The sequence below is a fragment of the Nonomuraea cavernae genome, from assembly GCF_014646355.1.
Taxonomy (GTDB): Bacteria; Actinomycetota; Actinomycetes; order Streptosporangiales; family Streptosporangiaceae; genus Nonomuraea; species Nonomuraea cavernae.
This window is the reverse complement of the sequence record NZ_BMNH01000007.1, coordinates 106,011-120,776: the sequence shown is the minus strand read 5'-3', so window position 1 is coordinate 120,776 and position 14,766 is coordinate 106,011. Positions and strand designations below refer to the sequence as shown.

At 71.6% G+C, this 14,766-nt stretch carries 9 protein-coding genes; 3 read left to right on the top strand and 6 right to left on the bottom strand.

Translation table 11 applies throughout. The features are described 5' to 3' along the window. The first annotated feature begins 131 nt into the window (after positions 1–131). From IEY82_RS14680 to IEY82_RS14670, 3 genes are all read left to right on the top strand, one after another. On the top strand, positions 132–2,966 hold the full coding sequence (locus IEY82_RS14680; protein WP_225262750.1) for a helix-turn-helix transcriptional regulator: 2,835 nt from the start codon (positions 132–134) through the stop codon (positions 2,964–2,966). A 212-nt stretch (positions 2,967–3,178) separates the two neighbouring features. After that, positions 3,179–7,201 (top strand): S8 family serine peptidase, encoded by a 4,023-nt coding sequence (locus tag IEY82_RS14675; RefSeq protein WP_189124661.1) that lies wholly within the window; start codon positions 3,179–3,181, stop codon positions 7,199–7,201. A gap of 202 nt (positions 7,202–7,403) precedes the next feature. After that, the gene (locus IEY82_RS14670) at positions 7,404–8,228 is read left to right on the top strand and encodes a universal stress protein (protein ID WP_189124660.1); all 825 of its coding nucleotides are present in this window, start codon (positions 7,404–7,406) and stop codon (positions 8,226–8,228) included. Position 8,229: 1 nt separating this feature from the next. On the opposite strand, the gene IEY82_RS14665 is transcribed toward IEY82_RS14670, so the two are convergent. The 6 genes from IEY82_RS14665 to IEY82_RS14640 are packed head-to-tail and all read right to left on the bottom strand — an operon-like array spanning position 8,230 to position 14,592. Next, positions 8,230–10,008 carry an ABC transporter substrate-binding protein gene (locus IEY82_RS14665; protein ID WP_189124659.1) on the bottom strand — a complete coding sequence of 593 codons (1,779 nt, stop codon included), beginning with the start codon at positions 10,006–10,008 and terminating at the stop codon, positions 8,230–8,232. A gap of 18 nt (positions 10,009–10,026) precedes the next feature. Then, the gene (locus IEY82_RS14660) at positions 10,027–10,302 is read right to left on the bottom strand and encodes a DUF2160 domain-containing protein (RefSeq protein WP_189124658.1); all 276 of its coding nucleotides are present in this window, start codon (positions 10,300–10,302) and stop codon (positions 10,027–10,029) included. 2 nt (positions 10,303–10,304) lie between these two features. Beyond that, positions 10,305–11,147 (bottom strand): carbohydrate ABC transporter permease, encoded by an 843-nt coding sequence (locus IEY82_RS14655; protein WP_189124657.1) that lies wholly within the window; start codon positions 11,145–11,147, stop codon positions 10,305–10,307. A 5-nt stretch (positions 11,148–11,152) separates the two neighbouring features. Further along, complete coding sequence (locus tag IEY82_RS14650) at positions 11,153–12,124, bottom strand: carbohydrate ABC transporter permease (RefSeq protein WP_225262752.1); 972 nt, start codon at positions 12,122–12,124, stop codon at positions 11,153–11,155. Between the two features lie 16 nt (positions 12,125–12,140). Then, positions 12,141–13,433 carry an ABC transporter ATP-binding protein gene (locus IEY82_RS14645; RefSeq protein ID WP_225262755.1) on the bottom strand — a complete coding sequence of 431 codons (1,293 nt, stop codon included), beginning with the start codon at positions 13,431–13,433 and terminating at the stop codon, positions 12,141–12,143. Continuing rightward, on the bottom strand, positions 13,426–14,592 hold the full coding sequence (locus IEY82_RS14640) for an ABC transporter ATP-binding protein (RefSeq protein ID WP_189124656.1): 1,167 nt from the start codon (positions 14,590–14,592) through the stop codon (positions 13,426–13,428). Before IEY82_RS14640 ends, IEY82_RS14645 begins: the two co-directional genes overlap by 8 nt. Between the last annotated feature and the right edge of the window lie 174 nt (positions 14,593–14,766).

The window sequence follows — 14,766 nt, the reverse complement described above, 5'->3', positions numbered from 1 at the left end:
CTTAGAAGACCGCACCGACAGGTCACGCCGGGCTCACGCGACCTGTGGCCCCCGGCTCTCGCCCGCGCCGAAACGGGACGTTTGATATGTGAAAGGGCGTGCAGTTGAATGATCGGGTGCATGTGGGCCCAGTGATCTCTCCGGTTCTGGTGGGGCGGGAGAAGGAGCTCGCCCGGCTCGTGGCTCTCATGGCCACCGCGCCCTCCGTGGCGGTCATCGAGGGCGAGGCCGGCATCGGGAAGTCACGCCTGGCCGCCGAGCTGCTGGGTGACCCGGCCGTGGCGGGGATGCGGGTGCTGCGCGGGGCGTGTGTGCAGATCAGGGAGCCGTTCCCGCTCGGGCCGATCGTCGAGGCACTGCGCGGACGCGCGACCGATCTGGCGGGGGCGGAGCTGACGCCCGTCGCGGGAGCCCTGCGCGACCTGCTGCCCGAGCTCGCCGGGGTGCTGCCGGAGAAGCCCCGGCTGCCCGACGACCGGGCGGCCGAGCGGCACCGGATCTTCCGCGCCCTGGCCGAGGTCATGGCCGCGTTCGGCCCCGCCGTCCTGGTCGTGGAGGACCTGCACTGGGCGGACGAGCAGACGATCGAGTTCCTCACGTACCTGATGTCCGTGCTGCCCGGCGCGCTTCGCGTGGTTCTGACGTACCGGGGCGAGGAGGCGCCGGCGGCGGTGCGGGCGATCACCGCGCGGACCACTGACGCGATCGGCGTCGCGCACCTGGTGCTGCCGCCGCTCGACGCCGCCCAGACGCAGATCATGGCGTCGGCGATCCTTGAGGCCGACCATGTGACGGCCGAGTTCGCCGAGCACCTCTGCGCGCGGGCGTCCGGGCTGCCGCTCGCCGTGCAGGAGCTGCTGGCGCTGCTGCGCGGGCGGGGGGCGCTCATCAAGTGGGAGGGTGGGTGGGCGCGGCGCGCGCTCAACGAGCTGGACGTGCCGAGCGGCGTCCGCGTCACGGTGCGCGAGCGGGTCGCGCAGCTCTCCGACAGGGCCAAGGAGGCCGCGGAACGGGCCGCCGTGCTGCGGACGCCCGTGCCCGTCGAGGTGCTCGCCGACGCCGACCCCGGGGCGATCGACGAGGTGCTCGGCTCGGGGCTGTTCGCCGAGACGGACGGTGCGGTGGGGTTCCGGCACGTGCTGGCGGCCCAGGCGGTCTACGAGGCGATCCCGCCCGGCCGCCGCCAGGCGCTGCACGCCGCCGCCGCGGACGCCGTGCGGAGGCTGCGGCCGGTTCCGCTGGGCCGGCTGGCCCACCACCTGCGGCACGCGGGACGGGCCGAACAGTGGGTGGAGACCGCCATCGAGGCGGCCGACCAGGCGTCCAGGCTGGGCGACGACGCCGAGGCCGCCCGCCTGCTGGAGGACGTGCTGCGGAACACCGAGCTGCGGGCGGCACGGCGGGCCGAGCTCACGGTCAAGCTGGGCTGGGCCGCCCTGGAACTGCTGCGCCCGCCCCCCGTCGCCGACCTCATCAGCGGCGCGCTGGACCAGGCCGCGGCGGAGCGGAACGTGCCGCGCCCGCTCCGCGGCCAGCTCCGCTTGCTGCTCGCCCTGCACCTGGAGCGCACCCGGACGGACATCGCCCGCATCGGGGACGCCTTCGCCCAGGCGGTCGATGACCTGGCCGGGGAGCCGGGGCTGGCCGCCTGGGCCATGGTCGGGGTGGGCCGCCCGCCCAACGACCTGCCGTCCGGCGAGAGTAAAGCCTGGCTGGAGAGGGCGCTCGCGACGTTGCCCGCCGTCGGCGATCCCGCCATGCGGATGCTGGTGCTCGGCAAGATCGCCATGATCTTCGTGGTGATCGGCGACCCTCGGTGGGCCGAGCTGTCGGAGGACCTGGTCCGGGAGACCGGCGGGCGCGGGCTGTCGCGCCGTGAGGTCAACGCCTACCGGTCGATCGGCGGCGCGGCCCTGTTCAGCGGGCACCACCGCAGGGCCCGCCGCCTGCTGACCGCGGCGATCGAGGACGGGGCCGAGCCTGATCTCCGCGGGCGGCTGGAGCTCCGTTGCCTGGTGAACCTGGCGGCCGCCGACTACTTCGACGGCTCCTGGGACGGGCTGGCCGAGCGGCTGGAGGAGCTGCGCGACCATTTCGGCGACGAACCGCACGAGCGCGTCCTGGTCACCATCGTGGCCGCCTGCCTGGGAGCGGTGCTCGGCCGCCAGGAGGCGGCGCTGCCGCCCCTGCTGGACGCGATCGCCACAGCCCAGTCGCGCGGGCAGTTCGACGATCTGGTCCTGCCCGTCACCATGCTGCTCAGGCTGGCCACCACCCGGGGCGAGCCGGAGCCGGCGATCGCGACGGCCGCCGAAGCGGTCTCCCACTGGGAGGCGAGTGGCCTGTGGCCGGTGGCGGTCCGCGCCCTGCCCGCCCTGACCGAGGCTCTGCTGTCGGCCGGTCGTCCCGTGGAGGCCGCGGACGTGATCGAGAGGTACGCCTCACGGCTGGCCGGGCTCGACGCGCCGCTGGCCGGACCGGCTCTCGGCCACGCCCGTGGCCTGCTGGCCGCCGCCGAGGGACGCCGGGAGGAGGCCGCGCGGGAGTTCGCCGCCGCGGCCGAGGCGTACGAGCAGGTCCCGGCACTGTACGAGGCCGCACAGGCCGGCGAGCACGCCGCCGCCTGCCTCTTCACCCTGGACGATCCCGCAGCCGTCACCCACCTGGGCCGGGCCGTCATGCTGTACGGCCGCCTGCACGCGCGCTGGGACCTGGATCGCGCCGCGGGGCTCGGCCGCCGGTGGGGGGTCCGCCCGCCCGCGCCCGCGCAGAACGGGAATGACCAGGCGTTGTCGGCCCGCCAGGAGCAGGTGGCTCGGCTGGCGGCTGAGGGGCTGACCAACCAGGAGATCGCCAAAGAGCTGTTCCTGTCACCGAAGACGGTGGACAAGCACGTGAGCGCGGCCATGCGCAAGGTCGGCGCGCGGTCGCGGACGGAGCTCGCCCGCCGCCTCCCCGGGAGCTGAATCCCAGATTGGGGATTTTTCCCCATTGGTATCCCCATACCCCCTTCCTCTGACGGTGGCGAGACTTGCGGCATGTCCGAAACCTCAGCCGAATCAGCTCACCAGGACTCGGGCCGAGCCGGCCCGGAAGACCGCCCGGAAGAGCCATCGGAGCCGCTCCTGCCTCCTGATGGCTTCGAGCCCGCCTGACATCCCCCTTCAGAAAGGCCACCATGGCACTGCCCCGCCCCCCGTTGGCACGCCGCGCAGGCCTGCTGCTGACCGCCGGCACGATGCTGGCCACAGCACTGGCCGCCACGCCGGCGTCAGCCGCCGAAGCCGAGCGGACCACGCCCACTCCCGCCGCCACCTCGCAGGCCCAGGCACAGACCGTCACCCTGTCGGGCGTGCGCGCCGGCAAGGTCGACATCACGCTGATCACCGGTGACAGGGTGCGGCTGAGCCGGTCCGAGGCCGGCAAGTATCGGGTGGAGACCGCCCCCGGCACCCGGGAGACGGGCCGCCGCGTCAGCCTGTTCACCCAGTTCGCTCCTGACGGCGTGTTCGTGCTCCCGGACGACGCGGTCTCCGCCATCCAGGCGGGGCTGCTCGACAAGCGATTGTTCGACGTCAGGTATCTGGCCGAGAACGGCTACGCCGACGACGTGACCAAGCGGCTGCCGGTCATCGTCCAGTATCCGAAGGACCAGGCCGAGGCGTCGGTCAAGAGCTCGGCCGCGGCCATCCCCGCCAGCGAGCCCACCCAGACGCTGGAGAGCATCAACGCCTCCGCCCTCGACGTCGCCAAGGCGGAGACGGGCGCCTTCTGGGCGGCCGTACGCGAGCAGCCGAACGCCAGGCAGGGCCTGGCCCCGCCTGGCACGTTGCGCGGCGGCATCGCCAAGATCTGGCTGGACGCCAAGGTCAAGGCGGACCTGTCCGAGAGCGTGCCGCTGGTCGGCGCGCCCCAGGCCTGGGCGCGAGGCCACGACGGGACCGGCGTGAAGGTCGCCGTCCTGGACACCGGCGCCGACACCGCCCACCCCGACCTGAACGGGAAGATCGCCGACAGCAGGTCGTTCGTCCCCGGCCAGACCGTCAAGGACGGGCACGGCCACGGCACCCACGTCGCCTCCACCATCGCCGGCACCGGCGCGGCCTCGGGTGGCAGGCACAAGGGCGTCGCCCCCGGCGCGCGGCTCGTCGTCGGCAAGGTCCTCGACGACCAGGGCTCGGGCCAGGAGTCGTGGATCATCGAGGGCATGGAGTGGGCCGCCCGCAGCGGCGCCAGGACCGTCAGCATGAGCCTCGGCGGCGCGCCCACGGACGGCACCGACCCGCTCAGCCAGGCCGTCAACGACCTGACCGCGGAGACCGGCGCCCTGTTCGTGATCGCCGCGGGCAACCTCGGCGCGGACGAGACCGTGAGCACCCCCGGCGCGGCGGACGCGGCGCTGACCGTGGCCGCGGTCGACAAGAGCGACCAGCTCGCCGGATTCTCCAGCCGCGGCCCGCGCGTCGGGGACTCGGGGCTCAAGCCGGACATCGCGGCTCCCGGCGTGGCCATCGCGGCCGCACGGGCGGCGGGCACCGCCATGGGCGCCCCCGTCGACGAGCACTACACGAGCGCCAACGGCACCTCGATGGCCACGCCGCACGTCGCCGGCGCCGTCGCGATCATGGCGCAGCGGCACCCGGACTGGAAGGCCCGGCAGCTCAAGGCCGCGCTGATGTCCACCGCCAAGGACGACGGCTTCACCGTGTACGAGCAGGGCGCCGGGCGGCTGGACCTGGACCGGGCGACCGGCCAGCAGGTCTTCACCGCCGGCGGCGGCGTCGACTTCGGCCGGCTCGAAGAGTCCGATGGGCCGAAGACCGGCGAGGTCTTGTACACGAACCTGGGTGACCAGCCGGTCACGCTCGCCCTCAAGGCAACGATGAGCGGCGGGGCGAAGCTGAGCGTCGCCGACGCGACGCTGACCGTCCCGGCGGGCGGCACGGCCGCGACGACCGTCACCCTCGACCCGTCCGGGCTGGAGCTGGGCAGGTACAGCGGGGCCGTGGTCGCCGAGGCCGAAGGAGCGCGCCTCACCACGCCCGTGGGCGCGGTGCGCGACGTGCCCACGTTCGACCTCACCGTCCGCACCCTCGACCGGGACGGCAAGCCGCGCACCCCGACGGCCATGAGCCTCGTCGACGTCGAGGGGACCAAGGGGGAGCTCGGCCCGCACCACGTGCACGACACGGGCGTGATCGTGACCCGGGTGCCGGCGGGCACCGTCAGCCTGCTGCAGGTGCTCGACTGGGTGGACGGCGACGACCGCGCCAACCGCGGCTGGCTGTTCGACCCCGAGCTCACCATCACCGGCGACACCGAGATCACCCTCGACGCCCGCAAGGCGACGCGGATCCGCTTCACCGCGCCGAAGACCGCCGAGCCGCTGAACAACTTCTACGAGGTCTTCTTCCAGCGGACCCTCCCCAACGGCCAGATCTACGGCGGCACCCTGCTCAACGCGCCGCCCGCCGGGGCCTGGGAGAAGACGTGGGCGCTGCCGACGAAGAAGGTGACCAAGGGCAAGTTCCGCTTCACCGGGCAGTGGGAGCTCGGGGTGCCCGAGGTCACCATGACCATGCGCACGCCGAAGCGCACGACCCTGAACCCGGTCTCCAGGGTTCACGTCCTCGACCGCGCGGAGCTCCACCCCGGCTACGTCCCCTTCGAGGGCACGCGGGACCTGCGGGTCGTCGACGCCGGCAAGGGCCGTCCCGAGGACCTCGCGGGCAAGGACCTGCGCGGCGCGCTCGTCCTGATCGACTCCGAGCCGGCCCAGGGGGTCATGGGGTACGAGTGCGGCCTCCAGATCGAGCGCGTCGGGCCGATCAGGGACGCCGGCGCCGCCGGAGTCCTCGCCTTCAACGAGCAGCGGGCCAGCTGCCCGATCCCGCTGGCCATCACGCAGAAGCCGTTCAGCGGACCGCTGCTGCCGGTCAACGTCCCCGTCGCGTACGTGTCGTACGCCGAGGGCATGAAGGTGCGCGAGGCGGTCGGCCGGGGCCCGGTCACCATCCGGGTGGAGGGCACGCCGATCACCCCGTACTCGTACGTGTTCCGGCCGTACGCGGACGGCCGCATCCCGGACTCCATGCACTACAAGGTCACCGAACGCCAGCTGCACCGCGTCGACTTCGAGGTGCCCGCCGGGTCGTACACGAAGGCCTCGATCTCGCGGAGCACGTGGCGTACCGACGACGTCACCTATCTGGGCACCGGCACGGACGCCGTGAACTGGGCTCTCCCGCTGCCGCAACGCAGGTCGCAGTGGGTGTGGCCGCTCGACCCCACGATCGTGCACTCCACGGGCATGTCGGCCCTGGTCACGCCGGACCGGGCCGCGGAGATCGAGGAGAGCCGTTACCGCGTCGACGTCTTCGACAAGCCGGGGAGCACGTCGCAGCGGTGGTTCGCCACCCCGAGCACACCCGGTGCCGCCACGGCCTCCGACAAGGTGTTCAAGCTCGCCGATCCGAAGGCCGCGCCGCTCCAGAGCCTGGTGGTCGGGGTGCCGTGCGCGATCTGCGTGCACGACGGCAACCTCTGGGTGACCCCGTCGATGGTCAGCGGGGTCGGGGAGCGGCGTGACGACGGCACGGCCTTCGGGGACCTCCGGCCGCGCTACGAGATCCACCTGTACCGCGACGGCAAGGAGATCCCGAACGCCCCCGTCGACCCGTTCACCACGCTGCCGCGCTACCCGCTGCCGGAGGGCGAGGGCGGCTACCGGCTGACGGCCGCGAACGACCTGCAGCACGTCGAGTGGACGTTCACCACCCCGCCGGGCGAGGACCACGCGAAGCCCGGTCTCAACTGCTATGCCTGGTGGATCGACGGCCCGATCGAGCACTGCCGGACCACTCCCGCCGTGTACGTCAGCTACGACCTCGGTGGCAGCCTGTCCATCGAGAACAAGGTGGCCGCCGGCCGCAGGCACACCTTCCAGCTGGAGGCCTACCACGGCCCCTCGTCCGCGAAGATGCCCGCCATCGCGGGCGTCAAGCTCTGGACGAGCACCGACGACGGCGCCACCTGGAAGCCCGCCGATCTCAAGCGGGGCCGTGACGGCGTCTACACCGCCGGCGCCACGTACCCGGCCTACCGCGCCACCAAGGGCGCGGTGAGCCTGAAGGTCGAGGCGTGGGACGCGGCCGGCAACCGCGTCAAGCAGACCACGCTCCGCGAGTTCGACCTCCGCTGACCCGAGGCCCGGTGCCCGCCCCGTCGGTGACGGGGCGGGCACCGGCGCGCATACCGCTCGATCGCCTTGAGTCCGTTCCGTCGGGTGCTCGGGAAAAGGGCCTTCGACCGGGTCTTGAGGGACGTTCGCCTCGGGTGTGAACCGGCGGCTGGGAGGATGGTGGGATTAAACGGCGAGGTTGTGGCGTGATGGGAGAAATATCGTGATCGTTGTCGGAGTGGACGGGTCCCGGGCCGGGCTGGAGGCCGCCGGATGGGCCGCGAGGGAGGCGGCGCTGCGCGAGGTGCCGCTGACCGTGGCGCACGCCATCGCCGCGTGGGCCGTCGACACGCGTGAGGGCCGCTTCGCCGAGGTGGCCCGGTGGATGCGTGAGGGTGGCATGACGGTGCTGGCCTCGGGGGAGGAGCGGGTCCACAGGGAGGCGCCCAAGGTGAGCGTCGAGACGACGCTGCTGCCCGGAGATCCCCGCACGGCCCTCATCAAGGCGGCGGCCGACGCCGAGCTGCTGGTGGTCGGCAACCACGGGCTGGGCGGCGTGCGCGGGATGCTGGTCGGTTCGGTCGCCTACGGGGTGGCCGGGCACGCGCCCTGCGACGTCGTGGTCGTGCGCGAGCTGCCTCCGTCCCCGCGCCCCGAGGTGGTCGTCGGCGTCGACGGCTCGGCCGCCGGTGAGCGCGCCCTCGACTTCGCCTTCGCCGAGGCGTCGATGCGCGGGGCGCGGCTGCGCGCCGTGCACGCCCGCACCTGGCCGGACGTGCCGGAGCCGACCTCGGTCGGCGGCGAGCTCGACCTGCTCAAGGAGAAGGTGGCCGGCCGGAGCGAGCGCCACCCCGGCGTGACCGTGATCGAGGAGGTCGTGCAGGGCCATCCGGTCGAGGTGCTGCGTCAGGCCGCCGAGGGCGCCGCCCTGCTGGTCGTCGGCTCCCACGGGCACGGCGTGCTGGCGGGCATGGTGCTCGGCTCAGTCAGCAACGCCATGTTGCAGCATGCGCCATGCCCGCTGGCCATCGTCCGCAGCGGCGGGTGACTCAGTCGCCCGACTTCCACTGGGCGATCAGCTTGTCGTAGTCGAGCGTCTCCGGCTTGCCGCGCTCGTCCGCGAGCTTCGGCACCGGGGCGCCCGGCTGGTCCAGCCAGTGCTGGGCGGACTGCTCCGGGTTCAGCTTCGGCGCGCAGGCGCCGCCGTAGCCGCGGCGTTCCAGCCGGGACAGGATGTCGTCCTGCTGCTTGGCGAGGTTGTCCATCGACTGCTGGGCAGTGGTCTCACCGGTGACGGCGGTGGCGACGTTCTGCCACCACAGCTGGGCCAGTTTCGGGTAGTCGGGCACGTTGGTGCCGGTCGGGGTCCACTGCTTGCGGGCCGGTGAGCCGTAGAACTCGATCAGGCCGCCGTACTTCTTGGCGTTGTCGGCGAAGTAGTCGCTCCTGATGTCGGAGTCGCGGATGAAGGTCAGGCCGGCGATCGACTTCTTCAGCGAGACCGTCTTGGACGTCACGAACTGCGCGTACAGCCAGGCGGCGGCCCGGCGCTCCTTCGGCGTGTTCTTCAGCAGCGTCCACGAGCCGGCGTCCTGGTAGCCGAGCTTGTTGCCGTCCTTCCAGTACGCGCCGTGCGGGCTCGGGGCGATGCGCCACTTGGGCGTGCCATCGTCGTTGACGACCGACAATCCGGGTTTGGTCATGTCGGCGGTGAACGACGTGTACCAGAAGACCTGCTGGGCGATGTGGCCCTGGGCGGGGACCGGGCCGGCCTCGCTGAAGTTCATGCCCGCGGCCTCCTTCGGGGCGTACTTCTTCAGCCAGTCGACGTACTTCGTGAGCGCGTAGACCGCCGCCGGGCCGTTGGTGTCGCCGCCGCGGGTCACCGACGAGCCGACCGGGCGGCAGTTCTCCACCCGGATGCCCCAGTCGTCCACCGGCAGCCCGTTGGGGATGCCGGCGTCGCCGTTGCCCGCCATGGACAGCCACGAGTCGGTGAACCGCCAGCCCAGCGACGGGTCCTTGCGGCCGTAGTCCATGTGGCCGTAGACCTTCTTGCCGTCGACGGTGCCGTTGCCGTTGACCTTGTTGGTGAAGAAGTCGGCGATGTCCTCGTAGGCCGCCCAGTTGACCGGCACGCCCAGGTCGTAGCCGTAGGCGTCCTTGAACTGCTTCTTGATGTCCGGGTCGGTGAACCAGTCGTAGCGGAACCAATAGAGGTTCGCGAACTGCTGGTCGGGCAGCTGGTAGAGCTTCCGGTCCGGCCCGGTGGTGAAGCTGATGCCGATGAAGTCGTCCAGGTCGAGCGTGGGGGAGGTGACGGCCTTGCCCTCCCCGGCCATGTAGTCGGACAGCGGCAGCACGTAGTCACCGCGCGAATGGGTGCCGATCAGGTCGGAGTCGTTGACGTAGGCGTCGTAGATGTTCTGGTCGCCCTGGATCTGGGTCTGCAACTTCTCGATGACGTCACCTTCCTGGATCAGGTCGTGCTTGATCCTGATGCCGGTGATCTCGGTGAACGCCTTGGCGAGCTGCCGTGACTCGTACTCGTGCGTGGTGATCGTCTCGGACACCACGTTGATCTCCATGCCCCGGTACGGCGCGGCGGCCTTGATGAACCAGTCCATCTCGGCGAGCTGCTGATCCTTGGACAGGGTGCTCGGCGTGAACTCCTGGGAGACCCACTTCTGCGCGGCGGCCTTGCCGCCGGCCTCGGTGTAGTCGCTCTGACCGGCGCCCTCGCCCTGCGAACAGGCGGCCGCGAGCAGGACCAGCGCGGCCGCGGTGGCCGTCGCCCGTCGTCGTGGGACTTTCCTGTGGAACGGCATGTTCGGGTCCCTCCTGTGTCAACCCCAGATACCGATGACCACCGCCACCAGCAGCGCGCACGCCAGTGCGAGCCACATGGACAGGTCGGTGACGGCGATCCACCCCGCGAGCACGACGGCCGCACTGATGAGGCCGATGTAGAGCCGGTCCCCCCGATCGGTCTCGATGCGCAGAAAGCCCCGCCGCGCGACGGGCGGGGAGAACCGGGCCCATACCGCCATGACGCAGAGCAGCAGGGCGAGGCCGGTGAACACCAGGGCCGTGGGAGGCGTCCAGACCATCCAGTCGGGCATCGTCAGACCCTCCCCAGCGCGAAGCCCTTGGCCACGTAGTTGCGTACGAACCAGATGACGACCGCGCCCGGGATGATCGTCAGCACGCCGGCCGCCGCGAGCAGCCCCCAGTCGACGCCCGCCGCGCTCACGGTGCGCGTCATGGTGGCGGCGATCGGCTTGGCGTTGACCGAGGTGATGGTGCGGGCGATGAGCAGTTCGACCCAGCTGAACATGAAGCAGAAGAACGCGGTGACCCCGATGGCGGAGCGGATCATCGGCAGGAAGATCTTGATGAAGAAGCGGGGCAGGGAGTAGCCGTCGATCGCGGCCGTCTCGTCGATCTCGCGTGGGATCCCGGACATGAACCCCTCCAGGATCCAGACCGCGAGCGGCACGTTGAACAGCATGTGCGCGATGGCCACGCCGAGGTGTGTGTCGAACAGCCCGACGCTCTGGTAGATCTGGAAGAACGGCAGCAGGAACACGGCCGGCGGGGCCATCCGGTTGGTCAGCAGCCAGAAGAACAGGTGCTTGTCCCCGGCGAACCTGAACCTGGAGAACGCGTAGGCCGCCGGGATCGCCACGATCAGCGACATGACGGCGTTCATCGAGGTGTAGATGATCGAGTTGAGGTAGCTGGAGTACCACGCCGGGTCGGTGAAGAAGGTCTGGTAGTTGTCCAGGGTCGCCCGCTGCGGGATGAGCGAGAAGCTGCCCAGGATGTCCTCGTTCGGGCGGATGGACATGCCGAACATCCACAGCAGCGGCAGCATCAGCGTGGCCGCGTAGAGCCAGAAGACGGTACGCGCCCAGGGAAGCTGCCGCCGGGCCCGCCTGGCCGTCGCGACCTGCCCTCCGGCCATCCCGCTCACCTCCCGGTCCTGGTCAGCACGGTGAAGAAGACGTACGAGACGATCTGCACGATGAGGAAGTAGAGCAACGAGAAGGCGCCCGCCGGCCCCAGGTCGAACTGACCGACGGCGATCTTCGACAGCAGGACGCTGAGGAACGACGTGGCGTTGCCGGGCCCGCCACCGGTCACCACGAACGGCTCGGTGTAGATCATGAAGCTGTCCATGAACCTCAGCAGGATCGCGATCGTCAGCACCCCGCGCAGCCGGGGCAGCTGGATGCGGCGGAACGTGGCCCACGCCGAGGCGCCGTCGATCTGCGCGGCCTGGAAGTAGGGGTCGGGGATCGACCGCAGCGCGGCGTAGGCGAGCAGCGCCACCAGCGGCGTCCAGTGCCACACGTCCATGATCAGCACGGTGAGCCAGGCGTCGGTGGAGTCCAGCGTGTAGTTGAAGTCGATGCCCAGCACGTGGTTGATCGTCCAGCCGCCGAGCCCGATGTCGGCGCGGGCGAAGATCTGCCAGATGGTGCCGACCACGTTCCAGGGGATGAGCAGCGGCAGCGCGACGACGACCAGGGCCACCGACACCCAGAACCCGCGGCGCGGCATCGCGACCGCGATCGCCACCCCCAGCGGGATCTCGACCAGCAGCACCTGCGCCGAGAACAGCAGCGTGCGCAGGAACGCGGCGCGGATCTCCGGGTCGCGCGTCACGGCGCGGAACCACTCCAGCCCGACGAAGATCCGGTCGTTCGGGCTGAAGATGTCCTGCACCGAGTAGTTGACGACGGTCATCAGCGGGATCAGCGCCGTGAACGTCACGGACACGACGACCGGCAGCACGAGCAGCCAGGCCCGGTTGTTCCTGGGCTTGGCGTCCGCCCGCCGGTCGGGCTCGTCGCGCGGCTCGGCGGCTCCGCCGCCCGCCTGGCCGCCCGCCCGGCCGTGCGCCCGCCCGCCCGTGACGGCGGTGGTCTGGTCGGTCAACTCTCACCCCTCCCGCTCACGCCTCGCCGCTCCTGCTCACCCGGTCCTCCGGTGCATGTGCCTCCGGCTCGCCCGGCGCTCCGTTCAGGGCGGCGACCGTGCCGCACCTGACGGCGTCGCGGAACAGGTACGCCCGGTCGGCGGCGAACCGCACGAACCCGGCGTCGCCCGGCTCGAACCGGGTGCCGGCGTCCGTCTTCACGACCAGCGAGTGCCCGACCCGCCCGCCCTGCCCGGCCCGCCCGCCCTGCCCGGCCCGCCCGCCCTGCCTGTCCTGCCCGTCCTGCCTGGTCTGGCCGGTCTGGCCGGTCTGGCCGGTCTGGCCGGTCTGGCCGTCCCGCTCGGCCGGCGGGGGTCCGTCGTGGCCGTTCACCAGGACGTGCACGAGGTCGTACGAGCCCATGCGGTCCACGCCGGTCACCCGGCCGGCCACTCCCGGCGTGGACCCGGCCGAGTCCAGCACGGCGAACTCCGGCCGGATCCCGATCCGCACGGGACCGGGCGGCAGGTCGCCCACCGCCCGCCCGACGGCCGCCCGCCCGACCGAGACCACGCCGTCGGAGACCTCGGCCGGCAGCACGTTCATGCCGGGCGAGCCGATGAAGTGGCCGACGAACTCGTGCGCCGGCGACAGGAACAGCTCGGTCGGCTCGCCGGCCTGCACGATCTCGCCGTCCTTGACGACGACCACCTCGTCGGCGAACGTCAGCGCCTCGGTCTGGTCGTGGGTGACGTAGACGAAGGTGTGCCCGGTGTCGCGGTGGATCTCCTTGAGCGTGCTGCGCAGCGTCCACTTCATGGCCGGGTCGACCACGGTGAGCGGCTCGTCCAGGAGCACCGCGGCCACGCCTGACCTGACCAGTCCGCGGCCCAGGCTGACGATCTGCTGCCGCCCCGGATCCAGCCGCCGTGACCTGCGGCGCAGGTGGTCGTCCAGCCCGAGCATCCCGGACACCTGGCGGACCCGGCGGTCGACCTCCGCCTTCGGGTACTTCCGGTTGCGCAGCGGGAAGGCGAGGTTGTCGTAGACCGACATCTCCTCGTACAGGACGGGGAACTGGAAGACCTGCGCGATGTCGCGGCCGGCGGTGGGCACGGCCGTCATCTCGCGGTCGTCGAACCAGATGCGGCCCGTCGTCGGCGTGAGCAGGCCCGAGATGATGTTCAGCAGCGTCGTCTTGCCGCACCCGCTCGGGCCGAGCAGCGCGTACGCCCTGCCGCTCCGCCAGGTCCAGGTCATCGGCTTCAGGGCCCAGGTGCGGCCGCCGTCGTAGCTGTGGCCCACGCCTTCGAGGCGGATGTCAGCCATGCGGGTCGACCTCCGCAGCGGTGGAGGCGGTGGAGGCGGTGGAGGCGGTGGAGGCGGCGGAGGCGGCGAGCAGGCGGCCACTGTTCTCGTCGAAGACGAACAGGTGCGCCGGGTCGACGAAGGCGGTGGTCGACTCGCCGGGGACGAACAGCTGGGTGCCCGGCAGCTGGGCGACCAGATGCCGCCGCCCGGTCAGCAGGAGGTGCAGGAACGTGGCGCTGCCCGTCACCTCCGCGAGCCGGATCTCGGCCGGGAACGCGAGCGTGCCCGGCCCGCCCTCGCCGATCGTGACGTGGTGCGGACGCACGCCCAGGACGACGTCCTGGGCGGCCTCCTGGGTGACGTCCTGGACAGGGGAGTGGGCGGGGCGATGAGCGTGCGGCGCGGGGAAGGAGGTGCCGAGGCACTCCACCCGGCCGTCGCGCACGACTCCTGGCAGCACGTTGAGCGGCGGGTCGCTGAGCGCCGCGGCGACCGCCAGCGTCGGAGGCCGGGCGTACATCTCGGCGACCTCGCCGACGTGCCGCACTCGGCCCTCGCCGAGCACGACCGTCGGCGCGGCGAAGGTCAGCGCCTCGGTGGGGTCGGCCGTGGAGTAGAGGACCACGCTGGACGAGCCCTGGAACATGGTCCTGAGGTCGGCCCGTAGCTGCTCGCGGAGCTTGAAGTCGAGGTTGGCCAGTGGCTCGTCCAGCAGCAGCACGTCGACGGGCCGGGCCAGCGCGCGGGCGATCGCGGTGCGCTGCTGCTGGCCGCCGGACAGCTCCGCGGGCCTGCGGTCGAGCAGCTCGCCGAGGCCCATGAGCTCGGCGACCTCGCGCACCCGCCGGTCGATGCCCGCCCGGGACAGGTCGCGGGCCAGGCGCAGCGGGGAGGCGATGTTCTCGTACACCGACAGTGAGGGGTAGTTGATGAACTGCTGGTAGACGAAGGCGACGGACCTCTTGCGCACCGGGACGGAGGTGACGTCGGCCCCGTTGACCGTGACCCGGCCGGCGTCGGGCGGGAGCAGCCCGGCGACGACCCGCATGAGTGTCGTCTTTCCCGCTGCCATGGGCCCGACGAGCATGGTCATTCCGCTCGATAATTCGAGGGAGATGTCGTCGAGCCAAATCTCTCCGCGCCGCCGGAGGCGGACCCCGTCGAGAATCAGCGCCATGTACCCGGTCCTCTCCGCCGGAGCATGATCAACCGTGCGCCGACAGCGAATGCGAGGTCAGCGCGGTGATCGCGACAGTCGAGACGCCCTGCAACCCCATCTAACATGCTCCGCTTCTACCTGCAAAGGGCAAAGTTGATGTTGAATTCCGTACGCCGGGGCATGGCGCATTAA

Coding starts and splice junctions, on each gene's coding strand:
- IEY82_RS14675 (WP_189124661.1), top strand. CDS start 3,179: ATGGCACTGCCCCGCCCCCCGTTGGCACGCCGCGCAGGCCTGCTGCTG.
- IEY82_RS14665 (WP_189124659.1), bottom strand. CDS start 10,008: ATGCCGTTCCACAGGAAAGTCCCACGACGACGGGCGACGGCCACCGCG.
- IEY82_RS14660 (WP_189124658.1), bottom strand. CDS start 10,302: ATGCCCGACTGGATGGTCTGGACGCCTCCCACGGCCCTGGTGTTCACC.
- IEY82_RS14655 (WP_189124657.1), bottom strand. CDS start 11,147: ATGGCCGGAGGGCAGGTCGCGACGGCCAGGCGGGCCCGGCGGCAGCTT.
- IEY82_RS14645 (WP_225262755.1), bottom strand. CDS start 13,433: ATGGCTGACATCCGCCTCGAAGGCGTGGGCCACAGCTACGACGGCGGC.
- IEY82_RS14640 (WP_189124656.1), bottom strand. CDS start 14,592: ATGGCGCTGATTCTCGACGGGGTCCGCCTCCGGCGGCGCGGAGAGATT.